The sequence below is a fragment of the Saccharicrinis aurantiacus genome (genome assembly GCF_947489045.1).
Lineage (GTDB): Bacteria > Bacteroidota > Bacteroidia > Bacteroidales > Marinilabiliaceae > Saccharicrinis > Saccharicrinis aurantiacus.
In genome coordinates this window covers 202,054-227,598 of the sequence record NZ_CANLCN010000003.1, presented here as the reverse complement: position 1 = coordinate 227,598, position 25,545 = coordinate 202,054, and the positions used below count along the sequence as shown (strand labels likewise).

Sequence of the window (25,545 nt, the reverse complement as noted above, 5' to 3'; positions counted from 1 at the left end):
TGGACTGACTAGAGCTTTTCAACTTTTACATTAAAATCAGGTTCAAACTTTATTAAAGTCAGTCCTGAATTATAAAAGCCACTCCAGTTTTCACTGCGTTTAAAATTAAAATTAAATTGAATTTGCTCTGCTTTAATATCATCTAAGCAATACTCAAATTTTGGACCATATTGAGCTCGCGCAGAAACAAAGTAATAAGCTACATCGAAGCCCCAGGTTCCATATCTTGAATAATTTGAATTACTACCCGATCGAACAAAATAAGGAGCTACTGCATATGGTTCTGTATGATACCAATTTCTATATTTTTTAATATATTCTTGAGTTGCATCGTCATCATAATTTATCGATTGTGTAGTAAGAACCTCAGTGTCTAATTCAAATATATCTTCAGGATTTATGGTTTGAAAACGTAACCATTTATTAAACCCAATAAGTTTAACCTCGCACTTAGTAGTTTCTTTAACTCCTTTTAACGTAGTAACTATTTTAGAAACGTCAGCCTCTTTGGTAGAAGGCACCACTACGATATTCTTTTTATCTGAACTAAGTAAAGCTGCAACTCCTTGTATATCCTTAGTTGAAAATGGGATTTGCATAAAATCAGGCTGTTTCCCATGCTGCATCGCTCGCAAATACGATTTTTGCTTAATCATATGTGTTAACTTCTTCTCATCATCACTTGGCTTAGATGAACTAACCACAACCAAACGAGCAGTATCGCTCATATTAACAATATAATCTGAATATTGATCAAAAAATACACTGTCAGAAGGATTCACTTGAAACATAAATGGATTTTGCTCAATTTCCTCATTCATACTCGAAAGTGGATAAACCATATGAATATGGTTATTGGCTGAGAATTCAGATACCAAATGAAGATTACTGGCAAAAGCAGGACCTATAATTAAATCTGCTAATTGCATTTCTGGCTGAGCCAATATTTCTTTAACCCTATTGGTATCGGGTGCTGTATCATATGTAAGTAAGTGAATTTTAACACCTTGTTTTTTTAACGAATCTAGAGCCATTAATGCACCTTCGTAAAACTCAATAAACGTGCGTGATCGTGATGAAACGATAGGTTTTTCTCGTGGCACTTCTACTTCCTCTTCATCAACAACCTTTGTAACAATATTAGCTTTTTTAGTAGATTCTATATCAAAAGGCAATAACAAAGCAACGGTTAATGTTTCATCAAAGTTATTTTTATACTCTACTAAGCAATCTACAGTTATAGTATCTGTGTAGTTGATTCTCTTTCGCTTAACAATATCTTTTTTAACTTCCTCACTTTTCAACTTCTGATCATTTAAGTATTCCTGTGTAGGAATTTTGATCTTCTGCCCCTTTTTTAATGATGCTAACTGACTATCATTTATCTCTTTAATTTCATTAATTGTAACTCCGTATTTATTTGATATAGAATATAAAGTTTCCTTACGGCGTACATTGTGAATAGTATACTCACTACTTCTTTTATTTAAAGGGAGTGGAACTGCTTTCTTAATTGCACTTTTAGGAATGCGTAATATATAACCTGATTGCAAGTTGTTAGTATCAATACCCTGATTACTTAACTCAACACTTCTTTTATCTGCATTGTAGATATTGCAAACACCATTAAATGTATCACTTTGCTTAATAGAATGATAAATATATTCTTCATCTTCTATCTTTAAGTCCTTATCAACTACACTTGTTGTTTTTACATCCTTATCTTTAATTAAAGGTACGCGTATTCTACTATTCACCGACAAAACACCACTTTTCAAGGCAGGGTTTAATATTATTAGTGAATCCACTGAAGTGTGATAGGTTTTAGATATCCCATATAAAGTTTCTTTTGACTTAACATTATGATAGGCATAGCCATCTTCAACTAATACTTTTTGTTTTTTTACGGGAATCTTTAGAATAGCACCCTGCACAAGAGCCTTATCGACACCTCTGTTATTAATAATAATATCGTCGATACTAACTTTATACTTTTTAGAAAGATAATATAAAGTTTGTCCGTGCTCTACCGTATGATAAACAAAATCATTAGAATCTTTACTATTATCTGTACGTCCTTTTATAAATGGAATATGGATTACTTCACCAACTTTTAAACCATTAACTATTTCTGGATTGGCATCAATAATCTCTTTTTGAGAAACCCCATAATCCTTTGATAGGCGATAAAAGCCTTCACCCTTTTTTACAACATGCAAGTAGTAAGTTTTACCATCAATAATTATTTTTTGTTTTTCAACATTCTGCGAATAAGCTGTATCACAAGAAATTAAAATAAAAAACAGAATAGTAAAAAGTTGAATAGTTCTAGATATCATTAGTTTAATTCTTTTCCTGAATAATTGATCCCAAAAGTATAAAAAGAGTACCATCAAAGCAAAGACAATACGAAACTTATTATGCTAATTTATCTGCGCTGACAAAAAAAAAGTTGCTGATAATTAAACCAACAACTTTTATAAAATCAGTTTTAGTAACTGCTACATTTTTATCTGAGCCTCAATCTCTTGCATCTGACTCTTAAAATCTTTATTTGTCTCTATTAAATTATTAACCGTTTTACAAGCATGCAAAACTGTTGCATGATCCTTTTTACCAATTTGCAATCCAATTGCCGACAGAGAAGATCCTGTTAAGCTTTTTGAAAAATACATGGCCACTTGTCTTGCTTGAACAATCTCTCGCTTACGCGTTTTTGACTGAAGCACATCCATTTGCAAACCAAAATATTCACAAACAGTTTTCTGGATAGAATCTACACTTAATTCTTTGGTTGGTTTTCTGACCAGTTTTTCAACAATCGAAGTAGCTACATCTATGGTAATTTCTTTTTTATTTAAAGTGGCTTGAGCTAATAATGATATTAACGCTCCTTCTAACTCTCTAACATTATTAGAAATATTTCCGGCTAAATAATCAATAACATCATCTGTAATACTAATTCCATCCTTATAGACCTTTTGCTTTAGAATTGCCTTACGAGTGTCGTAATTAGGAATATGTACATCTGCTGATAAGCCCCATTTAAAACGAGATAGTAAACGATCTTCCATCCCCTTAATTTCAACAGGAGGTTTATCTGCAGTTAAAATTAGTTGCTTATTTAACTGATGTAAATGGTTAAAAATATGGAAGAATGTGTTTTGAGTTCCTTCTTTACCTGCAAATTCCTGAACATCATCAATAATCAAAACATCAATCATTTGATAGAAGTTAAGAAAATCATTTACAGTATTATTTCTAACTGACTCGGTAAATTGTGTTTGAAATTTGTTTGCATTCAAATACAATACAGTCTTCTCTGGAAAATACTTTTTAACATCAATACCTATTGCTTGTGCCAAATGTGTTTTTCCAAGTCCTGAATTACCGTATAAAAACAAAGGATTAAATGCAGTTTTACCTGGATTTTTCGCAACAGCCAAACCAGCAGATCTTGCCAACCTATTACACTCACCTTCTACGTAATTATCAAATGAATATGCCGAATTTAATTGAGGATCTACATTCAATTTCTTTATACCCGGTATCACAAATGGATTACGAACTAGTGGTTTTTCAGCACTATTATTTGGTACTGAAACTGGTCGATTACGTAGATCTGTTTTATTATTTGAAGGTAACTTTTGAGTTAACGGTTGTTGATTCTTTTTATGAGGAGTATCAACTATAACACTATATTCAAGTTTTGCAGAATGTCCTAACTGACTTTTTATAGTACTTCTAAGTAAATCAATAAAATGCTCTTCTAAGTACTCATAAAAAAAAGCACTTGGCACCTGAATTGTTAAGATATCTTCTTCAACTTTTATAGGTACAATAGGGTCAAACCATGTTTTAAAACTTATTTGAGGTACGTTTTCTTTTATTACACTTAGGCAATTGCTCCAAATTATCTCGTAACTAGGCTTCATCTTTTTCTCCTCAGGCTCAATTAATTATGTATTATTATGACTTTCTGTAATACAAAAATTGTGAAAAAGTTCTTGAAAAAAAAATTGCCAATTTCTTGCTTTTTACGAATGTCAATTAGATTGCTAATTTTGAAGCTTTTACCTCAATTTAAACATAAATAACTAAATATCAACACAATAACACCATGGGAGAAACTATTGGTGTTTGCATAAATCCACTAATTACAAAGCAGTTGGAGATGCTCTGATTTTTTTTATTTTTTTTTTAAATGACCCTATAATTTATATTCAAGTTTTCATTCAATTTATTTTGCATTTTTCGGAACCTTAACCGGAATTCCATCCTTTAATGCAATAATCTCAGAATTTGAATATTGATCTTTTACTTGAGTGTGTAATTCCTCTATTTTTTTATAATTACCATCAGCACCAATTGTATAAATAAAATATTTCCCATGCCTATCTTCATTTACAATATTATCATTAATATTAGCACCTCTAATATCACTTGGTTCTTTAACCTTTAACAATTGTACTTTATAAACTATATCACCATTCTGTTCACTAGTGGCTTTTCCGTCTCCAAAACTTACTGCACTAAACCTTACATAACGCGAAGGCTGATGCCTTACATCATTTAGTAATCGATCTAAACTTGTGGCAACTTCATTTAAATTATAGTATAACTCTTCATCTTTTAATAACTTTCCGGCAGTTCCTACCCCACTATTCATATCCGAGAGCATAGAGTTAACACCAACTAAAACATTATTCATATTGGAAGCCATTGAATCTATATGAGCATCTTTCATTTGCTGAGTAACCTGATTCAAGTTATTCATAATCCCAGAAAGTGCTTCACCATTACTTTTCAGAACAAAACTTAACGAATCAATATTAGACATAGTTCTACCTAAAGAACCATCTGGAGAAAGATTTGAGTTTACAGTATGGCTCATACTCTCTACATTTTTCATAGTCACACCAAAGCTATGAATACCGGCCGATATACTAGCTTTATTGGCTTCATCAAACAAACTATTAACACTACTCAATAAAGAATCAATTTTCACTACTAAATTCTCAGCCTTATTTTTTAGTGGAAGAACTTCTTGGCTAACTTTATCAGCCAAATCTCCAGCAATTGAAGTTACTAATGTATCTCCTGGCACTAATAACTCTTTACTATCTCCATTCACAAGCCTAATACCTTTTGTACCCATGAGGTCTAAACTATATATTTGAGCAATAGTATTTTTATTAAACTGGACATCACTATACAGATTCATACCAACAATAATATCTTCCCTGTTCTCTGAGAAACCAACTGAATTAACAATTCCCACTTTAAAACCCTTATAGAATATCGGACTTGCCTCAGTTAATCCATCAACACGCGAATAAAGTCCGTAGTATTTTTCACCACCAGAAAAGACTCCCTTTCCCTTTAGGAAATTAATTCCCCAAATAAGGATAACAAATCCTATTAAAACCGTTAAACCTACTTTCGCCTCCTTTGATAATTTCAACATACTAAACTTATTTTATTATAAAGTTGTATACCCCAAAAGTACATGTTTTTATTTAAAGTGAATATTTGCTTAATATTATGTTTTTAACACAAACAATACATACTTTAGTTATTATGCTAAAATACCAGCATAATACACTAATCTATTCATACTTATGATTGGTGTACATTTGTTAATATCTTTTTACATATTGTAGACTAATTGAAGCTTTATTTTCAATTAACATACTAATCCATCTTAAATTCCTTATTATTTAGCTATTTTTGCAAATAAAAAAGTGAGATATAGAGTGTCAGATTGGCTTCCTACAACTGCTAAGGAAGTAAAGGAACGAGGTTGGGAAGATATAGATGTAATTTTATTTAGTGGCGATGCCTATATTGATCATCCATCTTTTGGCGCTGCCGTTGTTGGCAGAACTATTGAGGCGCAAGGATTCAAAGTTGCTATTGTTCCTCAACCCAATTGGAGAGATGACTTACGAGATTTTAAGAAATTAGGCAAGCCTAATTTGTTTTTTGGCGTAACATCAGGTAGTATGGATTCTATGGTGAATCATTATACTGCTAATAAAAGAATTCGTTCTGATGATGCTTATACCCCTGGCGGTAAGGCAGGATTTAGACCAGACTATGCAACAACAACATACTCTAAAATACTAAAAGAACTTTACCCCGATGTACCGGTATTAATAGGTGGCATTGAAGCATCCTTAAGACGTGTAACGCACTATGATTACTGGTCAGACAAGTTAATGCCAAGTATACTAGAAACCACAAAAGCTGATTTATTAGTATATGGAATGGGAGAAAAACCACTTGCTGAAATTCTTCACTTATTGAGTAAGGGAGTTCCGTTTGAAAGCTTGAAAACAGTTCCTCAAACCTCCTTTATTCAAGAAAAAGGGAATTTACCAAAGAATAAGAAATGGAATGACCTCTATCTCAATTCTCATGAAGATTGTTTAAAGGACAAAATTAAGTACGCCAAGAACTTTAGGCATGTTGAAGAAGAATCGAACCGATGGCAAGCTGCAAGATTAATCCAACCTATTAGAGATGAAGAAATCATTATAAATCCTCCTTATCCACCTTTATCTTCTGATGAATTAGATGCTTCGTTCGATTTACCTTATACCCGTCTGCCCCATCCCAAATACAATAAAAAAGGAAATATACCAGCCTTTGAAATGATTAAGTTCTCAGTGAATTTACATAGAGGATGTTTTGGAGGTTGTAGTTTCTGTACAATTTCAGCACATCAAGGTAAGTTTATTGCGTCAAGATCTGAAGAATCTGTTCTTAAGGAAATAAGAGAAATTGCAAAGATGCCTGACTTCAAAGGCTATCTTTCTGATTTAGGCGGACCTAGTGCCAATATGTATAAAATGCAAGGTAAAGAACTACGTATTTGTGAGCGCTGTACCCGTCCGTCGTGTATTTTTCCGAACATATGCGGAAACCTTAATACGGATCATAAACCAATGACCGAACTATATAAAAAAGTAAATGCCTTGCCTTCTATTAAAAAGGCGTTTATTGGTAGTGGTGTTAGATATGATATGCTTTATAACAAAATGGCTTCAAACGAAGAGAAAGAAAGCCATAAGGTGTACATGAAAGAATTGATTACTGACCATGTTTCCGGACGCCTAAAGGTGGCTCCTGAACATACCTCAGATGCTGTTCTTAAACAAATGCGAAAACCTAGCTTTAAATTATTTCACGAATTCAAAAAAGACTTTGATATCATCAACAAAGAAGCCGGTTTAAAACAGCAAATTATTCCTTATTTTATTTCGAGCCATCCAGGCAGTAAAATGGAAGATATGGCTCAACTTGCAGTTGAAACAAAACAGTTAGATTTTAAATTAGAACAGGTTCAGGATTTTACGCCAACTCCAATGACGGTAGCAACTGTTGCTTTCTATTCTGGATATCATCCTTACACTTTAGAAAAAACATATACAGCAAAGTCAAAAGAAGACAAACAAAATCAAAGAATTTTTCTATTTTGGTACAAACCAGAATTTAAACGACGTATTCAATCATTGTTAAATCAGTTAAACCAACAAGAATTAGTAAATCAACTTTTCACTAAGAATGGAAAGGATATTCATTTTGGAAAGAAACTGGAGTTTAAGAAGAAACAAAAGCCTGATTCTCAAAATACAAAGTCAAATAAACCAAGACGTAAACGTAAATTTTAATTTATGAAATTATTTAAAACATTCACAATTGCCTTATTATCTCTACTCATAAGCTCTTGCGCCGAATTGCAAAAAGTAGCACAAAGTCTTCCTGTTGATGCTCCGCTTTCAGAGGCTGATGTTTCTGCCGGATTAAAAGAAGCTTTAAAGGTAGGTACTGACTCTGCTGTAAATATTCTGGGTGCAACAGACGGATATTTTAAAGATGACCTTGTAAAGATTCTGTTACCCCCTGAAGCCAATATTATTATTGATAATGCTTCAAAAGTTCCTGGTGGACAAAAACTAATTGACGATGTTATTTTAAACATCAACAGGGCCGCTGAAGATGCAGCCAAAGAAGCAACGCCAATTTTTATGGATGCCATTAAGGAAATGACCATCACGGATGCAATGACCATTTTAAATGGAGAACAAAATGCCGCTACAGAATATTTCAAAAGTAAATCGTACCAAAAGCTTTTTGAGTTATATCAACCTAAAATTCACGCTTCCTTAAGCAAGGATTTGGTTGCCGGTGTATCTGCAAAAAACACTTGGGATACATTAACCAAAAACTACAATAAAATAGCAGGTTCTTTTTTCGGACAGATGGCTGATTTAAAAACGGTTGAAACTGAGATTGACAAATACCTCACTCAAAAAGCACTTGATGGTCTTTTTCTTAAACTAAGTGAAGAGGAAGCTAAAATTAGACAAGATCCAGCTGCTAGAGTTACAGATATTCTAAAAAAAGTATTTAAATAAAAGATTATTTGGCAGGGTATAATTTACCTTGCCAAGTATCTCTTTCTTTTAATCGTTTATCTACCTTAGCTACAAACTCAAAATTTTTCAAATTCCATTTCGGAGCAATTAAAAATTCCTTTGGCGATTGACTAATAAATCGATCCATCACTATTTTAGGATTCAAAAGCTCAAGAAAATCTATTACCATATCAATATAACTGTCTGCAGTAAACAAATTCATTTCTTCCGGATTATTTAAATATTGCTCCCCCATCACAGAACCTTTTACCAATTGTAATTGATGCAATTTTAAATAATCAAGAGGCAATTCAGATATAATTCTTGCATGATTAAGGATCTCTTCATGAGATTCATTTGGTAAGCCTAAAATTAAATGAGCACCAACATTAATTCCTGCTGCACTAGTTTTTAAAATTGCTTCTGCCCCAATTTCATAATTATGGCCTCGATTAATTTGCTCAAGAGTCGTATTGTTGGTCGATTCAATACCATATTCAATTGAGACGTAATACTCTTTAGATAAATCTGATAAATATTCTAAAAGTTCATCATTAATGCAATCTGGACGAGTTCCTAAAACAAGACCAGTTACTTTAGGATGCGATAAGGCTTCCGTATATCTTTCTTTCAAAACGTCAATACTTTCGTAAGTATTACTATATGCTTGAAAGTAGGCTAAATAAAGTTGAGACTTATACTTACTTGAGAAAAAGCCAATGCCAGTGTTTATCTGATTTGTTATTGAATCATCTTCACTACAGTATGCTGGATTAAATGTAGAATTATTACAAAAGGTACATCCGCCATGCCCCTTACTCCCATCCCTATTTGGGCATGAAAACCCTGCATCAATCGATACTTTTTGAACACGCTCGTCAAAAGACCTTCGCATATACGAACTATAATCATTAAACCGTCTACTATGTCCCCAATAGTATATACTTTCTGTCATACTAAATCAAAATATAATTGAATATTTATAAGCCGCAAAGGTAAAAAAACAATCAATAACGAATATTTAAAAATCTAATTATAGAGTTCTAGTATTCTATTTTTAACAATCTATTGCTATATTTAAATCACAAAACTTAAAAGACTACCATGATTTCAGAAAAAGATAAAGAACAAATATCTTCTAAAGGAACTAGCCTAGAAAAGGTTATTACGCAAATAGACCATTTCAAAAATGGATTTCCATTTATGAATATTGAAAAACCAGCATCAATAGGAAATGGTATTATTAAACTTGATGAAGAAAGTAAACTTACTTATACCGATTATTACAGAACTGCTTTAGAAAACGATTATACAGTTTCAAAATTTGTACCTGCTTCTGGAGCAGCTACTAGAATGTTTAAGGATCTGTTCTCATATATAAATGCTGATGAAGAGGCGCAAAAACTTATGGAACAAGAGGGTCCTATTCAAGTTTTATTAGCACATATTAATTGCTTTGCCTTTTCAAAAGACCTTGAAAAAATCACTGGTGTAGATTTAAGTGATGAAAAAAGCGTATTTGAGAACGGAGTTTTAATTGTTAGTAAACTACTTTTAGAAGATGGATTAAAATATGGAATCTATCCTAAAGGCGTTCTTAAGTTTCATTTATCTGATGTAAGAGAAACCACTCCCATTGAAGAGCATTTAATAGAAGGAGCTTTATATGGCTGCAGCAATCATAATGAGGTACAAATTCACTTTACTGTATCACCAAATCATCAAGCACTTTTTCAGGAAATTGTTAATGAAAAGTTGCCTTTATACGAAGCAAAGTTTGATGTTCAGTATAAAATCACGTACTCAACTCAAAAATCGTCGACAGACACAATTGCAGTTAATAAAGACAATACGCCTTTCAGAAATCCAAATGGTCAGATTGTATTCAGACCAGGTGGTCACGGTGCTTTAATTGAGAATCTGAATGATATTTATGCCGATATTATTTTTATAAAGAACATTGATAATGTTAGTCCTGAATATCGCTTAAAAGACACCATACAATATAAAGAAGCCTTAGCTGGTGTTCTATGCTTTTACCAAGGAAAAGTTTTTGATATACTAAAAGATCTGGAGTCAAATAGTGCAGATAACAAAGATCTAGATAGCTATTTGGAAGTTCTTAAAACTGAATTACAAATTATTGTCCCAGATGACGTACTAAACGCATCAAATGAAGAGAAAGTAAATTTCATTAACGAAAAGTTAAACCGACCAATAAGAGTATGTGGTATGGTGAAAAATGAAGGTGAACCAGGAGGTGGCCCATTTTGGGGAGTTGGTAAACATGGAGAAACTTCATTGCAAGTTGTTGAGAGTTCGCAAATTGACTTAAATGACCCGATAAAAAAAGAGCTTGTAAGCAAGAGTACACATTTTAATCCAGTGGATTTAATCTGTGGAGTTAACAATCACAAAGGAGAAAAATATGATTTGCTAGAATTTGTAGACCCTAAAACAGGATTTATTTCTGCAAAATCTCTTAACGGGAAAGATTTAAAAGCGCTTGAGCTTCCTGGCTTATGGAATGGAGCTATGTCGGATTGGATAACCCTATTTGTAGAAGTGCCAATCAGTACTTTTAATCCGGTTAAAACAATAAACGATTTACTTCGTCCTGAGCATCAACCAGAATATTCTGAACAACATTAAGTAATTACCATAAAAAACTAAAATAGAATAAGCCAATTAAAGAAAAAATAATTGGCTTATTTTATTTAGTAGGTGTAATTCACTTTTTCGAATTCATTTTAAAGAAAAGCCCTATTACACTAACGCCTAGGGTATTATTTGCTTAACCTTTGTTAACAATAAGATATTGTTTATAGGTAAATAATTGGTATTTTTGTACAGTTAACAGCAAAGTATATATATGCAAGATTTCTCGCAAGAAAATCACAATCAACCAAATGGGGAGATTGAACGATTTGAATCACTTATTAAGCAACGATCAGAATCTTACTTCGATGTTCATCAAATTGAATCGATATTTGATCATTATAACGAGAATAACATGTACGAAAAGGCTGAAATAGCCTTAGACATGGGATTGCGACAACACCCCGATTCTACTTCTCTTCAGCTTAAATACAGCACTATACTAATTGAGAGATGCGAATACACTGCATCTTTAAGAATACTCGATTATCTTAAAAAGGTAGAAAAAACCAATAGTGAGGTTTTCCTTAATATTGGCATTATACATACGCATCAGAAAAATAGAACTCTGGCCATAAAGAACTTTGAGAAAGCATTAAAATTAGCAAGTGGTGACGAATTAAGCGATTTTGTTTTTGAAATTAGCTTTACCCTTAACCAACATGGGTTTTTCAATGAATCGAGAAACTTACTGTGTTATTATAAGGGTAAATTTCCAAAGCAGGAAAATATTTTATTTGAGTTAGCATACGCTTATGATAAGTTAAATGACTTTGACAAGGGCGTAGAAGTATACAATCAACTTCTAAACATTAATCCATACTCTGATACAGCATGGTATAACCTGGGTATATTATACAATAAGCTAGATTTATATGAAAAAGCTATCCATGCTTATAACATGACATTAGCTATTTCTCCTGAATTAAGTGAAGCTTATTACAACAAAGCTAATAGCTTGGCACATTTAGAAAAGTATCAGGAAGCTTTGGATAGCTATACTGAGCATATTATACTAAGCTTATTTACCCCATTAACTTATTATTACATGGGTGATTGTTGGGAGAATTTAGGTAACCTACAATTAGCCAATAGGTTTTATAAATTAGCAGCAGAGCTTGACCCAGAGCATATAGAGGCATTAGAGGCATTAGGAAGAACTTCTTATGAAAATAGAGATTATAAAACAAGTATTGAGGCTTTTGATCAGGCTTTAAATATTACTCCTGAATCTTCTCAACTTTGGTTGTATCTTGGTAAAAGTCACCGAAAAGCTAAAAATAAGACAGAAGCAAAAAGATGCTTGAAAAAAGCGCTTATTAATAGACATGAAGATACCCTGAATTGGATTGAAATGTATCAGTTTTTAGAAGAATCGGAGAGTGACTTTGATGCCATCACATTCCTAGAAAAACTTCTAATTAAAGATCATACTAATGGTGCACTGCACTATTTAGCTGCCATTATTTATCATAAAGAGAATGACGACAAACAATCTTTAGCTCACTTAGTAATGGCTCGACAGTTATTGCCTGATGACTTAGATTTAGTTTTAAATAAATACCCTCAACTTACAAACATCCCTAAAATTGCATCTTATATTAATAAATAACCACCAAGTATCATAAGTGTATTTGTTAATAAAATTGGGTTAATACAATATTTTGTGATAGTTTTGGCTCTATTTTAAAAGAAGATATAAATAATCGACAGATGAATATAAAATTACCCAATATTCCGGAACGTCCTGAGAAGAACCGCGAATATGGATTAACTATGATGATGGACAAAGGCTTAAGTCTTAGAGAAAGCGAAAACTTTGTAGCATCTTCATCAAAATTTACTGACCTTGTTAAGTTTGGTTTTGGAACATCAGTAATTACTAACAGTCTTGAAGATAAGCTTGCTATTTATAAAAATGCACAATGTAAAACCTATTTTGGTGGTACTTTATTTGAAGCATTTGTTGCTCGTGGAATGTTTGATGACTACAGAAGGTACTTAGATAAATACAAAATGGAGTACGCTGAAGTATCTGACGGTGCACTTCCAATTCCTCATGATGAAAAGTTAGAGTACATTCGTAGATTATCAGAACAAGTTACTGTATTATCTGAAGTAGGCTCAAAAATGGGTGATAAAGTTATTACCAACAAAGAGTGGGTTTACATGATGCAAACAGAATTACAAGCTGGTTCGTGGAAAGTAATTGCTGAAGCTCGTGAAAGTGGCAACATTGGTATTTATAATAGCGATGGTTCTGCAAATACTGAATTGATTGAAGAAATAAAAGAAAAAGTTGTTGCTGAAAATGTTTTGTGGGAATCCCCTCAAAAATCTCAACAGGTTTGGTTTATCAATCATTTTGATGCCAATGTAAACTTGGGTAACATTGCACCAAATGAAGTAATTCCATTAGAAACGCTTCGTTTAGGACTAAGGGGTGATACACTTTTAAGCTTCCTTTAAACAAATTTTATTAAGCTATATAATATAGAGAGGTCGTGTTGCGACCTCTTTTTTTTTTAAGTAATTGTATTATTTTTGGTTTCTTTATCTAATCACAAAAAACTATCAATATAATGACAAAACTAAACGAATTTTCTAGCAATATATTAAAAGGTGCTGCTATGGGAGCTGCAAATGTAATTCCTGGAGTTTCAGGAGGAACTATCGCACTTATTACTGGTATTTTTGAGAGACTAATAAATGCTATAAAATCTTTCGATATAAAAGCAGTTAGACTGTTATTATCAGGGCAATTTAAGGACTTTGCTAAGCATATTGACTTAGGCTTTCTTATTTCTGTATTTCTCGGAGTTGGTATAGCTATAATCTCCTTAGCCCGATTATTTAAGTATTTATTTGTTGCTTACCCTATTTATATTTGGGCATTCTTTTTTGGCTTGGTATTAGCCAGTATCTATTTTGTTGGAAAAACAGTGGGTAAATGGAATGCTTCAACAATAATTACATTTATAATAGGTACAGCTATTGCCGCTTTTATCAGCATAACAACACCAGCTTCACAAAATGATAGTATGTTGTATTTATTTATTTGCGGTATTGTAGCCATGTGTAGTATGATAATACCTGGTTTATCGGGTTCTTTCGTATTAATTTTATTAGGAAATTACCAACTAATAATGGTTGATGCTGTTAGCGAATTAAACCTTAAAATATTGCTTCCTGTGGTTGGTGGCGCTGGAATTGGCTTATTAGCATTCTCTCATTTTCTTTCGTGGTTGTTAAAAAAGTATCAAGATCAAACAATTTCAATGCTAACCGGATTTGTATTAGGCTCACTAGGTATTTTATGGCCGTGGAAACAGGAGATTACAAAGACATTTGGAGAGAAGGTTAAAACTGTGGGATACGATTGGCAATTACCTTCGCTTAACAGCGAATTCTTTATTGCCTTAGTTTTTATTGCTTTGGGTGTTTTCAGTATCTGGATAACAGAATACTTAGGAGCTAAACAAAGTAAAGCAGAATAGAAATAATATATTAAAAGTTAATTCATTTAGATATGAAAACCTACGGATTAATAGGCTATCCGCTTAGCCAATCATTCTCACAAAAGTATTTTTCTGATAAATTTGAAACAGAATCTATTAAAGCCCGTTATTTAAACTTCCCGATAGAGTCAATTAACGATTTTTCGGAATTAATTAAGAAGCACCCATATATAGCTGGACTTAACGCAACAATTCCTTACAAGGAACAAGTAATGCAATATTTAGATGAGCTTTCGCCCGATGCTTCAGAAATAAAAGCGGTTAATGTAATTAAATTCGATTGGACAAATAAAGAGAAACCAAGGCTTATAGGTCATAATTCTGATGTATATGGTTTCACCCAATCGATTAAACCTTTACTAAAGGCTCATCATACAAAAGCACTCATCTTAGGAACAGGCGGAGCTGCTAAAGCCGTTGAATACTCATTAAAGAAAATGAATATTGCGTTTAAATACGTATCGAGAACTGCTAAAGATGGAATATTGAGTTATGATGATTTAACTGAGTCCATTATGGAAGAGTATACTTTAATTATAAACTCTACGCCTTTGGGCATGTTTCCGAAGGTTAATGGCAAGCCTGATATTCCTTATCAATTTTGTAACGAAAAACACCTTTTTTACGATTTAGTATACAATCCTGAAGTGACTCAATTTTTAGCTGAAGGAAAGAAGAACAATGCTCAAATTAAAAACGGATTAGAAATGCTTCATCTGCAAGCTGCTAAAGCTTGGGATATTTGGAACGAATAGTCGAGTTCATTTCTATAAAAAAAACTAAAGCAGAGCCGTACCATACACGCTCTGCTTTTTTTATTTCGATTATAAAATTTTATTGCACTAAATGTTTTGACTTAAACAAGGTATCGGGATATTCTACATCAACCAAAAAGAGTGCATTGCCTGGGGCCGATGAACCTGCTTTACCTCTATCCTTTTGCTCAATAATACTAGCAAACTCTTTTACACCAATTTTGCCTCTTCCTACTTCTAAAAGAGTACCCACAATAGCCCGTACCATATTTCGCAAAAAACGATCGGCCTTAATCGAAAATATCCACTTATCACCTACCTTATCCCATTGCGCTTGGTATATTTTACAATTATTTGTTTTAGCATCGGTATGTAATTTGCTAAAGCTTGTAAAATCTATATAATTAAATAAAAGTGCCGCAGCCTCATTCATTAAGTCATAATCTAATTTATAATAAGGTAAATAAGAAAACTCATGATTAAAGGGTGTTTTGTAATCGGCAATATGATACTCATACCTTCTGCTGGTAGCGGTAAACCTACTATGCGTTTCATTATCTACCTTAGTAATAGAATATACAGCAATATCCTTGGGTAGAATACGATTCATTTTATAACAAAAGTGCTGTTCATCAATCTCGTTTTTTTCGCTATCAAAATGAGCCACAAAATAGGATGCATGCACTGCTGTATCCGTTCTGCCACATCCCACAATGCTTACGGCCTCTCTAAGTATCTTATTAAGGCAATCATCCATTACTTCTTGCACAGTAATCGCATTAGGTTGCACCTGCCAACCGTGATAGTTTTTGCCATTATAAGCCATTTCAATAAAAAACCTTGCCATTACGAAAATCTATTAATAAATTATATCTGCAAAGAAAGCACATGAATGTCACATTTAATAGTACAATTTGTAATTTTTGGCATAGTTTTTTCTTGTACATAAAAAACATAAACTAGATTATTAAAACTACACACAAATGAAGAAATTATTATTTATTGCAGCACTTTTCTCTACTCTTCTAGTAGCATGTAATAGCGGAGCTCCTTTAAAAAACAACTGGAAAATGGTTGAGTTTCTAGGTTCTCCTATTGATAATGAAGTTTTTAATGTAAAAACCCCTGCTTTTAACCTTAATCCTGACGAGGGTACATTCGGTGGAAACAACGGTTGTAACCAGGTTAACGGAAAATTAGAAGTTGACGGAAACAAAATTTCGATGGAAGTGCTAATGGGAACACGCATGTTTTGCAATGGCGTACCTGAACAAGAAGTTGATGCTAAAATCTCAGAAGTAGATTCATACAAAATTAAAGGAGATAAGTTATTTCTGTTTAATGGAGATATGACTCTTTTTGTTTTTGAATTAGTGGAAGAAGAGTAAACGACTACTTACCAAATAAATAAACCCGACGAGCTTCATTGTTTGTCGGGTTTTATTTTATGTGGTATTATAAGTTGCTTATGGCACTAGCTGAAATAATATAAGAAGCCTTGTAATGTTAATGTTACAAGGCTTCTGTTGTTAAATCCCCAAGGAAATTAGCGTAATTATAGTTGAATAAGTCTATAGTTACGAGCTAAAAGCAGGCACTACAGGGGCATTATTAAAGTACGCATTGGGGCGCCATATCCTGCTATGCGTTTTAGCCTTTATGTTTTAGCTTAAGTCAGCCTAAAGCGTGCGTGTGCTTCCTGCGGTCGCATCCGCCACTTAAAGCTGCCTAAATCCAAACCACAAAGGGCTGCCACTCCTATCAGGGCCGCACATTGGCATAAAGTCAGTAAGTTGGTGGCATAACATTAGCAAAACCCATCTAGCAAAGCTTAGCCATTCCATAGAAAGTTTCGAGCAATAATCAATACAAGAGCAAACAGCCATTTTTTATTAAAACCCAGTGTTTATAAGGCGAGCGCCAATACAAAACACACACCATCCAATGTAAACTGAGGGCAATCCAGTGCAAACTAAGCAACATCTAATACAAAATACACACCAGCGCGTGTGATTTACGCGTAAGCAAGGTAGCATTAAAAGCCATCCCATATAAATTACCGACAAGCTGATGCAAACTACCGGCAGGCAAATATAAATTACGCACAATCCATCCCTAAAAATAGAAGATCTAATACTTAATTTGATCCATCAGGTGAAACCATACAAAAAAAGCAGTAACACAAGGTTTAAACCCTCGCATAACAGCTTTTATAGTATTTACGGCCGCTCCTTAAGAACAACCTTTATAATTTATCAAGAACTTGTTTATAATCACTTCTAGATACATCGGTAAAGTAATTATTTCATCGCCTTCGCCATAAGTAGCAAATGAGACTTGCCAAATTTATTCTTAATCAAGATCTAGCATATGGTGCGATTTGATTATTTGTAGCGTAAATCAAAGTACAGATAACCTTCCTCAATGAGCATAGTAACCAAACAATGTAAATTATTCGGCGTATGCCTCTGGCTACATTATAACACATAAGGCCTCTGGCCTGTAAATAAAACAACAAAGCCGCATTTTAAAAGATGCGGCTTTGTTGTTATTATGCTAAAATAGAATTCTATTTCTCTTTTTTATATCTCCCCTCAGCTGGCTGCGAGTATGTAACTCGTGCTTCTATTAAATACATAAGTCTGTGCAGTATCTCAGACATATAGGTTTGTACTATCTTAGCAAAAAAATAATATACACAATAACCCTGTATTATTAAGATAATTAAAAGAACCTGAATATTGGAAATGCAGTTGTGTTACAAAGATGCCAACTAACTTAACTATTCAAAGTTGGATAAGTCTGTAGTCATGAGCTAAAAGCTCGCGCTAGGGGGAAATGACGCTATATATAATAGAGATGGAAAAAGATATTAACGAATTAAGAAACGCTAAATAATGAAATATAATTATTGGAACCTAGTGCTATTATTAATGGTATTCCAAACAAGTTGCAAAACTACCAAGCAAACTACTAACAGCACAAATGAGTTAGATGCTCAAACGCATACTAATGTAAGTACAGTAGCTTCTGATGCTGTTATTACAAATATAGAAGGCAACTTAAAATCTGTTAGTAATGAATTGCCTAGCGAATTATTAGAAAAGCTGACTGAAAGATTAGAACCGGGTGCAAATGGTTATTATTATAATAACAATGGAGTGCCATTCTTTTTTAATCGAATTAATAAACTGCCACCTATTATAACAGAACTATTTCCTACTACCATCTTTTTTTATTCAGGCGTTATAGCATCCACTTATAGCAAAGGTGATTTAGGGGCATATCAAAAAGGAGAGATTAGAGCACCCATTTACGACTTTAACATAATGTTAGATAAGCAAAAAGGAGAAACTACAATAACAAGTAAAATAGAAGCTTTACTATATTTTAAGGAAGGTTTTGACGTGGAAATTAATAATATTAAACAAGTAGTAGGTGAAAACAACCCTAACGGGAATAGATGTATCCATATACAATATAATGTTGAAAATATTAGTAAGGGTATTAACCTTTATTTAGATGGTGATACTTTTTTATATTATCAATGTACCAACTGCTATAATACGGTTGCTAAAGTGCATTTCCAACATTAAATTAATTAATCTCAAAACACTTGCTTAATGAAGTTGTTTAAAGTTATCACCCGCTCAGCATAGTAACCAAAAAATGTAAATTATTCGGCGTATGCCTCTGGTACCTCGTTACACATAAGGTCTCTGGCCTGTAAATTAAACAACAAAGCCGCAATTTAAAAGTGCGGCTTTGTTGTTATTATGCTTAAGTAGAATTCTATTTCTCTTTTTTATATCTCCCTTCAGGGTGATTGTAAAGCGATTCCATACTTTGCTCAAAGTAAACTTCTGGTCGGTGCCATACACCAGTCTTTTTAAAGCCAGGCTCGTTACTATCTAAACTTAAATCGCAATCGAAGCGAGCCATAATGGAGTAACACTTTTCGGGGGTTCCAGCATTTACAAAATGGCTTAATCCCCAAGTAAAACCACGGTTACCACCTTCTTTCTCAAATAAGTTTGGTATATATGGCGCTGCCGCTGTTGGTGCAAACGAAATACAACAAGCAATATTAAAATTTGCGCCATCCTCTGAAAACTGAATGGTTTCGCGCTCATTACCATCTTTAATAACAATGGTAGCTACCCCATCCCGAAAAGGAAAATAAGTAGTTTCGTGCCCCGATTGCATTACCGGGTTTAAAGGATGCTTTTCGAAAGGACCAAGCGGATTATCAGAGGTAACTAAACCATGACCAACTGCATATTTATCGCGCTTATCGGGCCACTTATTATAGGCCGCCTTGTAGTAAATATGAATTTTACCATTGAAAATAATAGGATGCGGATCGTGCGTTGCATTCTGATCCCATTCGCCCTCTTTACCAAACGGAATTACGGCATCTCCCCCATGTGTCCATGGTCCATCGGGAGAATTGGCATAAGAAACTGAAACCGGACAAAGGTCGCCACGCAAACCACTTGGCTCATCAAAGGCCTGGTAATATAAATAGTATTTTCCTTGCCACACTAAGATATCAGGGGTAGCCAACGAACGCCATCCCGATTTTGGTTTTGCAGGGCGCGTAACTGCTGGTCCTATCTCATTCCAGGTAGTACCATCGGCACTTGTGGCGTACCAAATATCGGCCAAATCCCAATCGGTAGATGGAATTTCATCAGTGGCTTCTTTAGCTCTATCCCAGCCCACTGGCGGAACAATGGTGTGCCTTTTGGTATACCATATATAATATTTACCATCCACTAAAATAGGTCGTGACGGATCTCGACGCGAAACAGTTCCATCACCTCCATTATAATCAAAGCCCTGAAGACGAGTATATTTAAATTGCGAAAACAGTTCGTTATCCTGTACGCGTTTTGTTTCGTACTCAAACATCCGTTCAGATGATGCGCTTAATGGGATATTTGGTTTTTCATCAGGCATCGCAAAGGGGAATACCCCGTTCGAGACTTCCTTTTGCTCATGCTTCTGCTGTGCACAGGATGCCATTAAGCCGAGGGCTAATATTGCATACGATGCTTTCTTCATTAGTTTTTTCATGATATTTTCTTTTTATATCGTAAATCGCTATTGATATAATTAGTATTACGTATTGGCCTTCAGCCTTCAGGCTTATACCTAAAGAGCCTACTCAACCATCGTAGCTGCTTTTATACTTTTCTTCTTTCCACCTAATCCTTGCTTAAAGTATACATCGCTTTTATGAAATACATTAGATCCTTTAAAAAACTTATCTGGTTCATCCGTACTTAAATCACAATCGAAGCGTGCAATAATTGAATAACCTTTTCCTCGTTGGCCTTGATTGGTAAAATGAGAAACACCCCATTTTATACCACTTGCATTGCCTGAATTGGTAAAAGCATCGGGTGTATATGGTCCGCCAGCAATGGGTGGTAAAGAAATAGCTGATTGCACCTTAAAGTTTACACCATCCTCGGCATACTGAACCGTTTCGCGCTCATTTCCATCGCGGGTAACTATTGTTGCTACGCCACTTTTATAAGGGAAAAAGCAAGTTTCGTGCCCAGAGTTTAACACAGGATTGAGGGTGTTTTTTTCAAATGGCCCAAGCGGATCTTCGGCTATTGCTAAACCTACTGCCACTGCATATTTATCTCTTTTGTCTTCCCATTTATTGTAGGTTCCTTTGTAATACAAGTATATTTTACCATTAAATACAATCGGGAAAGGATCGTGAATTACATCCTGATCCCACTCTCCTTTGGCACCATTAGGTATTACATTGGCTTTGCCCAACTCAAATGGTCCTTCAGGAGAATCGGACACAGATACGGATACCGGACACCAATCGCCACGCAATCCACTTGGCTCGCTAAAGGCCTGATAATACAAATAGTATTTACCTTTCCATATTAAAATGTCGGGCGTAGCTACCGAACGCCATCCCTGAGTTGGTTTTTCTGGGCGTTTTACGGCAACTCCCTGTTCCTCCCATGAAAAACCATCTTTACTTGTGGCATACCAGATATCGCACAAATCCCAATCGGTAGATGGTATTTCATCGGTAGCCTCGGCTGCTCTGCGCGAACCAATAGGAGGCACTATAGTGTGGCGTTTGGTATAATAAATATAATACTTCCCGTTTACGAGTATTGGTCGTGAGGGATCGCGACGAGAGATGGTTCCATCTCCTCCATTATAATCAAAGCCATCTATCTCAGAGTATTTAAACAGCGTATACAGTGGATTATCTTGTACGCGCGGCGCAGGATAGTCGAACATCCTATCCATGGCTGCACTCAATGGAATGTTGGGTTTAATTTCTGGCATTGCATGCGGAAAAACACCGGATGCTTTCTCTTCTTCCTTCTTCTCATTAGTGGTACACGAGAATGCCATTGTGGCTATTAAGCCGATGGATAATAACTTAGTCAAATTCATATATTCTTAATTTTTATTGGCACCGCCAAAAGGTTTAATACCTCGAGGCTTGCCTTATAAATACTGTATTTAATGCCTCTCTAGGCTTGCCCAGAGGTAGTTTATTTATTTATTTTTTGATTGTCTTCCTGAATTCTTTTGCGTTGCTTTTCGCTTAATCCATATTTAAAATACTCATCCGGACTACGCAAAAAGTTATGGTGTTTCATTTCCTCATCGTGCATATCTCTGCTCAAATCGCAATCGAAACGGTACAGCTCAGAATGCCATCTTTTAGAATTCTTTCCTCTAAAATTGATAAAGTGCCCAATACCCCAAGTAATTCCTCTTCCGTCTTTAGAATCGGTAAATGCATCAGGGATGTAAGCATTAGGTCCTGTTGGCATCATTTCGGTAATGGCCATTACTTCAAAATTCACCCAATCCTCGGCATACTGAATAGTGAAGTGCTCACTACCATCACGAATGGTTAATGATGCTACTCCTTCTTTCCAAGGGAAGAAACAAATCTCATGACCTGAGTTCTGAACCGGATTCAAGTCGTGCTTTTTAAATGGGCCAAGCGGATTATCAGCAATAGCCAATCCAATACCGCTCCATACCGTTTGCGGGCGGTTGAATGCTGCCTTATAGTACACGTATATTTTACCATCTTTTACCAATGGCGTTGGCGCCTGAATGGCGAATTGATCCCACTCTCCTTTGGCTCCGGTAGGAATCACTACATCGTTCACATGCGTCCACGGGCCATTGATGTTATCGGCGTAAGCCACACCTACCGGACAATAATCGCCACGCACACCGCTTGGCTCTGTAAATGCCTGATAGTAGATATAGTACTTGCCTTTAAACTTTAAGATATCGGGTGTTGCCACTGCTCTCCATCCCGGAATTGGATACTCAGGACGCGTAACGGCTACACCTTGCTCTTCCCAATGGAAACCATCTTTGCTGGTTGCATACCAAACCTCAGCCAAATCCCAATCGGTTGTGGGGATGGTGTCATTCCATGTACCATCTGTTTCCATCACAGAGTAATCTTGTGAGAAACGACCTACCGGAGCAATTGGAGTCTCTCTCTTGGTATACCACACGTAATATTTGCCATTTTCAAAAAGCACCTTCGAAGGATCGCGACGGGTAATGGTTGCATCCCCATCGTTATAATCAAAGCCCGTAAGCTTGGTATATTTAAACTGCGTGTAAAGTTCGTTTTCAGCATTTACATGCGATGGATACTGATTAAAACTGCGATCTAAAGCTGAGCTCAATTCGTAATCTTTTGAATACTCAGTAACCTGATATGGAAAAGCCTCAGTTTTTGGCTTCGCCGTTTTTAAAGGAATCACCAAGGAATACGAAACTTCACTCCCTTTTGGCAAGATGGCAATAATCAAAGCCTTAGGCATACCATTCTCCATATAGAATTTTGGCATATCTGCTGTTCTTTCCGTTTTGGTTACTGTGCCATCCGTCCATTTAATTTCACCTGCTTTAATTACCAAAAAGTTTTTAGCAGGTTTCCAATCAAAGCCCATATCACTGCCTTCAAATAACATGGTAGATCCATCGGGGTAATCGCTCCAAACGCCGCGCGAATCTTTAGCCAAGCAATAATAATTACCGTTATAAATCCACTCTACATGATCATCAATGGCAAATGAAGCTTTGGGTTTCTCAATAAAAGGCTCACCCGTATCAGTAAATGGTCCGAGAGGCGAACGAGATGTTGCGGTTACATGAACCACTTTACCATTTTTAAACTTTGGGTGCGGCTCAACATATTTATAGGCCATTAAAAACACACCATCGTTACGGCGTGTTACTGTTGGCGTTGAAGTCATCATTCTATCGCCTGTAACATCAATCAAAGGCTTATCGAAACGTTTCCACTCACCGTTTAAATCATCGGCCACAGCCAAACCAATACGCTGATTGTTGCGATTTATCCACCACTCTTGGTCATTCTCAATTGAAGGCATTCTGTCATCAGGAGTTTTATCCCAATAACCACTTCCTCGGTTACCCATATGGTATAGGTAATATTTGCCCTTATACTCTATCACATGCGGGTTGTGAGTACAATCGCCATCCCAATATTGATTGCCTCTAGGTGGCAAAACTAAATTTTTGAACTTGTATGGTCCAGTAAGATTATCAGAAACCGCATGTGCAATTTCGGAATGTGTAACCCAACCATGGTGGCCTCTACTTTTTAACCACCTTGAATATATGGCATGGTATTTACCATCCTTTCCTTTTAAAATGTTGGTTCCCCACACATTGTAATCCTCTTCCTGAATAATATTTGCTTTATCAAACTTTTCAGGAAGCAACTCTCCAAAATTAAAATCTTCTTGTGCATGAGCACTGATGACTGCGATAATGCATAATAATGTAACTACTATTTGTTTCATAAATCAAGTATTTATTATAGCATATAATTTTTACAACTATTGCTGCGTTAATTGCTTTGCAGCTTCTTCTCGTTTCTTTCTTAAACCGCCCAAACCTTGTTTAAAATAAACTTCAGGACGATGCCAAACTCCGGTTGATTTCATCGATTTTTCATCTACATCTAAACTTAAATCACAATCGACACGGGCAATGATAGAGTGTTTTCTATCGCGTGATGTTGCTGCATTAATAAAGTGACAGACACCCCAGGTTACACCTCGGCCATACTCAGTATTTGTAAAAGCATCTGGCGTATAAAATCCGCAAGCAGTTGGCGTTAACTCAACGGTTGCTGCAATCTCAAAATTTACACCATCGGCAGCGTATTGTATGGTTTGTGCTTCGTTGCCATCTTTAATTGCTAAAGCTGCAATTCCCTCTTTAAACGGGAAATATGTGGTTTCATGTCCTGAGTTTAAAACCGGATTTAAAGGATGCTTTTCAAATGGGCCGAATGGGTTATCAGCTATTACCAGACCGTGGGCAACTGCATATTTATCTCTCTTATCGGGCCATTTATTATAGGCTGCTTTGTAGTAAAGGTAGATCTTACCATCACGTACAATAAGATGCGGGTCTTGTGTCTGATCCTGATCCCACTCTCCTTTTTTACCTCTTGGTACTAACTCTTTCCCTGTGTGTGTCCAGGGGCCATCTGGTGAATCAGCATAGGCCATTGATATAGGGCACCAATCGCCGCGTGTTCCGCTTGGTTCGTTGAATGCCTGAAAATATAGGTAGTACTTTCCTTCCCAAATTAAAATGTCAGGCGTAGCCACAGAACGCCAACCTAAAGCAGGTTTCTTTGGTCGAGCCACTGCAACGCCTTGTTCTTCCCACTTAAAACCATCTTGGCTAGTAGCATACCATAAATCGCATAAATCCCAATCGGTAGATGGAATTTCGTCGGTAGCCTGATCTGCTTCTCCCCAGCCAAGAGGTGGCACTTTTGTATGGCGTTTGGTATACCATATATAGTATTTACCATTAATTAAAACAGGTCGCGATGGATCTCGACGCGTGATGGTTCCATCTCCGCCATTATAATCAAAACCTTCTAAACGTGTGTATTTAAATTGCGAAAACAATTCATTATCCTGAACTCGAGGTGCCGGATAATCGAACATACGCTCTGCCGCTGCACTTAGCGCAAAATCAGGTTTTGACTCAGGCATTGCGTGGGGAAATACCTGATGGGGCTTACTTATCTCTTGCTCATTTTTTGTGGTACACGAAAAAACGAATATTGATATTAAGCATAACACTATTATCTCTTTCTTTTTCATAAAG

Annotated in this window: 18 protein-coding genes; 9 read left to right on the top strand and 9 right to left on the bottom strand. The window is 35.2% G+C overall.

The genetic code is table 11. The features are described 5' to 3' along the window. Nucleotides 1–8: 8 nt before the first annotated feature. From QMO11_RS05740 to QMO11_RS05730, 3 genes are all read right to left on the bottom strand, one after another. Nucleotides 9–2,339, bottom strand: a complete 2,331-nt coding sequence (locus QMO11_RS05740) for a LysM peptidoglycan-binding domain-containing protein (RefSeq protein ID WP_282036436.1) — start codon at nt 2,337–2,339, stop codon at nt 9–11. A 162-nt stretch (nt 2,340–2,501) separates the two neighbouring features. Further along, nucleotides 2,502–3,935, bottom strand: coding sequence for a chromosomal replication initiator protein DnaA (gene dnaA / locus QMO11_RS05735; protein ID WP_282036435.1), 1,434 nt, complete (start codon nt 3,933–3,935; stop codon nt 2,502–2,504). A gap of 305 nt (nt 3,936–4,240) precedes the next feature. Further along, nucleotides 4,241–5,467 carry an MlaD family protein gene (locus tag QMO11_RS05730; RefSeq protein WP_282036434.1) on the bottom strand — a complete coding sequence of 409 codons (1,227 nt, stop codon included), beginning with the start codon at nt 5,465–5,467 and terminating at the stop codon, nt 4,241–4,243. A 277-nt stretch (nt 5,468–5,744) separates the two neighbouring features. On the opposite strand from QMO11_RS05730, the gene QMO11_RS05725 reads away from it, so the two are divergent. Continuing rightward, entirely contained in the window at nt 5,745–7,676 is a 1,932-nt protein-coding gene (locus QMO11_RS05725) for a YgiQ family radical SAM protein (protein ID WP_282036433.1), read from the top strand. Nucleotides 7,677–7,679: 3 nt separating this feature from the next. Beyond that, a complete protein-coding gene (locus QMO11_RS05720) occupies nt 7,680–8,423 on the top strand; it encodes a DUF4197 domain-containing protein (protein ID WP_075602521.1) in 744 nt (247 codons plus the stop codon). Between the two features lie 4 nt (nt 8,424–8,427). Here QMO11_RS05720 and mnmL read toward each other — a convergent pair whose 3' ends face one another. After that, nucleotides 8,428–9,378 carry a tRNA modification radical SAM protein MnmL/YtqA gene (gene mnmL / locus QMO11_RS05715; protein WP_282036432.1) on the bottom strand — a complete coding sequence of 317 codons (951 nt, stop codon included), beginning with the start codon at nt 9,376–9,378 and terminating at the stop codon, nt 8,428–8,430. A 149-nt stretch (nt 9,379–9,527) separates the two neighbouring features. Between mnmL and QMO11_RS05710 the strand changes: the two genes are divergently transcribed. The 5 genes from QMO11_RS05710 (at nt 9,528) to QMO11_RS05690 (ending at nt 15,354) form a co-directional block, all read left to right on the top strand. Next, complete coding sequence (locus QMO11_RS05710) at nt 9,528–11,075, top strand: DUF4301 family protein (RefSeq protein WP_282036431.1); 1,548 nt, start codon at nt 9,528–9,530, stop codon at nt 11,073–11,075. 220 nt (nt 11,076–11,295) lie between these two features. After that, entirely contained in the window at nt 11,296–12,693 is a 1,398-nt protein-coding gene (locus QMO11_RS05705) for a tetratricopeptide repeat protein (RefSeq protein WP_282036430.1), read from the top strand. Nucleotides 12,694–12,794: 101 nt separating this feature from the next. Next, a complete protein-coding gene (locus QMO11_RS05700; RefSeq protein WP_075602525.1) occupies nt 12,795–13,550 on the top strand; it encodes a phosphosulfolactate synthase in 756 nt (251 codons plus the stop codon). Nucleotides 13,551–13,663: 113 nt separating this feature from the next. Continuing rightward, complete coding sequence (locus tag QMO11_RS05695; RefSeq protein WP_282036429.1) at nt 13,664–14,578, top strand: DUF368 domain-containing protein; 915 nt, start codon at nt 13,664–13,666, stop codon at nt 14,576–14,578. Nucleotides 14,579–14,610: 32 nt separating this feature from the next. Continuing rightward, nucleotides 14,611–15,354: a shikimate dehydrogenase family protein gene (locus QMO11_RS05690; protein WP_282036428.1), complete on the top strand. Its 744-nt coding sequence runs from the start codon at nt 14,611–14,613 to the stop codon at nt 15,352–15,354. A gap of 79 nt (nt 15,355–15,433) precedes the next feature. Here the strand turns inward: QMO11_RS05690 and truA are convergent, their stop codons facing one another. After that, complete coding sequence (gene truA / locus QMO11_RS05685; protein ID WP_282036427.1) at nt 15,434–16,201, bottom strand: tRNA pseudouridine(38-40) synthase TruA; 768 nt, start codon at nt 16,199–16,201, stop codon at nt 15,434–15,436. A 136-nt stretch (nt 16,202–16,337) separates the two neighbouring features. Between truA and QMO11_RS05680 the strand changes: the two genes are divergently transcribed. Both QMO11_RS05680 and QMO11_RS05675 read left to right on the top strand, forming a co-directional pair. Then, nucleotides 16,338–16,742 carry an META domain-containing protein gene (locus QMO11_RS05680; RefSeq protein ID WP_282036426.1) on the top strand — a complete coding sequence of 135 codons (405 nt, stop codon included), beginning with the start codon at nt 16,338–16,340 and terminating at the stop codon, nt 16,740–16,742. A gap of 1,509 nt (nt 16,743–18,251) precedes the next feature. Next, the gene (locus tag QMO11_RS05675; RefSeq protein WP_282036425.1) at nt 18,252–18,950 is read left to right on the top strand and encodes a hypothetical protein; all 699 of its coding nucleotides are present in this window, start codon (nt 18,252–18,254) and stop codon (nt 18,948–18,950) included. A 196-nt stretch (nt 18,951–19,146) separates the two neighbouring features. Here the strand turns inward: QMO11_RS05675 and QMO11_RS05670 are convergent, their stop codons facing one another. The 4 genes from QMO11_RS05670 to QMO11_RS05655 all read right to left on the bottom strand — a co-directional run bounded on the left by QMO11_RS05670 (nt 19,147) and on the right by QMO11_RS05655 (nt 25,541). Further along, on the bottom strand, nt 19,147–20,433 hold the full coding sequence (locus tag QMO11_RS05670) for a glycoside hydrolase family 117 protein (protein ID WP_282036424.1): 1,287 nt from the start codon (nt 20,431–20,433) through the stop codon (nt 19,147–19,149). A gap of 87 nt (nt 20,434–20,520) precedes the next feature. Continuing rightward, nucleotides 20,521–21,798, bottom strand: coding sequence for a glycoside hydrolase family 117 protein (locus QMO11_RS05665; RefSeq protein WP_282036423.1), 1,278 nt, complete (start codon nt 21,796–21,798; stop codon nt 20,521–20,523). A 101-nt stretch (nt 21,799–21,899) separates the two neighbouring features. Beyond that, nucleotides 21,900–24,215, bottom strand: a complete 2,316-nt coding sequence (locus QMO11_RS05660) for a family 43 glycosylhydrolase (RefSeq protein WP_282036422.1) — start codon at nt 24,213–24,215, stop codon at nt 21,900–21,902. A 36-nt stretch (nt 24,216–24,251) separates the two neighbouring features. Further along, complete coding sequence (locus QMO11_RS05655) at nt 24,252–25,541, bottom strand: glycoside hydrolase family 117 protein (RefSeq protein WP_282036421.1); 1,290 nt, start codon at nt 25,539–25,541, stop codon at nt 24,252–24,254. Between the last annotated feature and the right edge of the window lie 4 nt (nt 25,542–25,545).

Coding starts and splice junctions, on each gene's coding strand:
- QMO11_RS05740 (WP_282036436.1), bottom strand. CDS start 2,339: ATGATATCTAGAACTATTCAACTTTTTACTATTCTGTTTTTTATTTTA.
- dnaA (WP_282036435.1), bottom strand. CDS start 3,935: ATGAAGCCTAGTTACGAGATAATTTGGAGCAATTGCCTAAGTGTAATA.
- QMO11_RS05730 (WP_282036434.1), bottom strand. CDS start 5,467: ATGTTGAAATTATCAAAGGAGGCGAAAGTAGGTTTAACGGTTTTAATA.
- QMO11_RS05720 (WP_075602521.1), top strand. CDS start 7,680: ATGAAATTATTTAAAACATTCACAATTGCCTTATTATCTCTACTCATA.
- mnmL (WP_282036432.1), bottom strand. CDS start 9,378: ATGACAGAAAGTATATACTATTGGGGACATAGTAGACGGTTTAATGAT.
- QMO11_RS05710 (WP_282036431.1), top strand. CDS start 9,528: ATGATTTCAGAAAAAGATAAAGAACAAATATCTTCTAAAGGAACTAGC.
- QMO11_RS05705 (WP_282036430.1), top strand. CDS start 11,296: ATGCAAGATTTCTCGCAAGAAAATCACAATCAACCAAATGGGGAGATT.
- QMO11_RS05700 (WP_075602525.1), top strand. CDS start 12,795: ATGAATATAAAATTACCCAATATTCCGGAACGTCCTGAGAAGAACCGC.
- QMO11_RS05695 (WP_282036429.1), top strand. CDS start 13,664: ATGACAAAACTAAACGAATTTTCTAGCAATATATTAAAAGGTGCTGCT.
- QMO11_RS05690 (WP_282036428.1), top strand. CDS start 14,611: ATGAAAACCTACGGATTAATAGGCTATCCGCTTAGCCAATCATTCTCA.
- truA (WP_282036427.1), bottom strand. CDS start 16,201: ATGGCAAGGTTTTTTATTGAAATGGCTTATAATGGCAAAAACTATCAC.
- QMO11_RS05680 (WP_282036426.1), top strand. CDS start 16,338: ATGAAGAAATTATTATTTATTGCAGCACTTTTCTCTACTCTTCTAGTA.
- QMO11_RS05675 (WP_282036425.1), top strand. CDS start 18,252: ATGAAATATAATTATTGGAACCTAGTGCTATTATTAATGGTATTCCAA.
- QMO11_RS05670 (WP_282036424.1), bottom strand. CDS start 20,433: ATGAAAAAACTAATGAAGAAAGCATCGTATGCAATATTAGCCCTCGGC.
- QMO11_RS05665 (WP_282036423.1), bottom strand. CDS start 21,798: ATGAATTTGACTAAGTTATTATCCATCGGCTTAATAGCCACAATGGCA.
- QMO11_RS05660 (WP_282036422.1), bottom strand. CDS start 24,215: ATGAAACAAATAGTAGTTACATTATTATGCATTATCGCAGTCATCAGT.
- QMO11_RS05655 (WP_282036421.1), bottom strand. CDS start 25,541: ATGAAAAAGAAAGAGATAATAGTGTTATGCTTAATATCAATATTCGTT.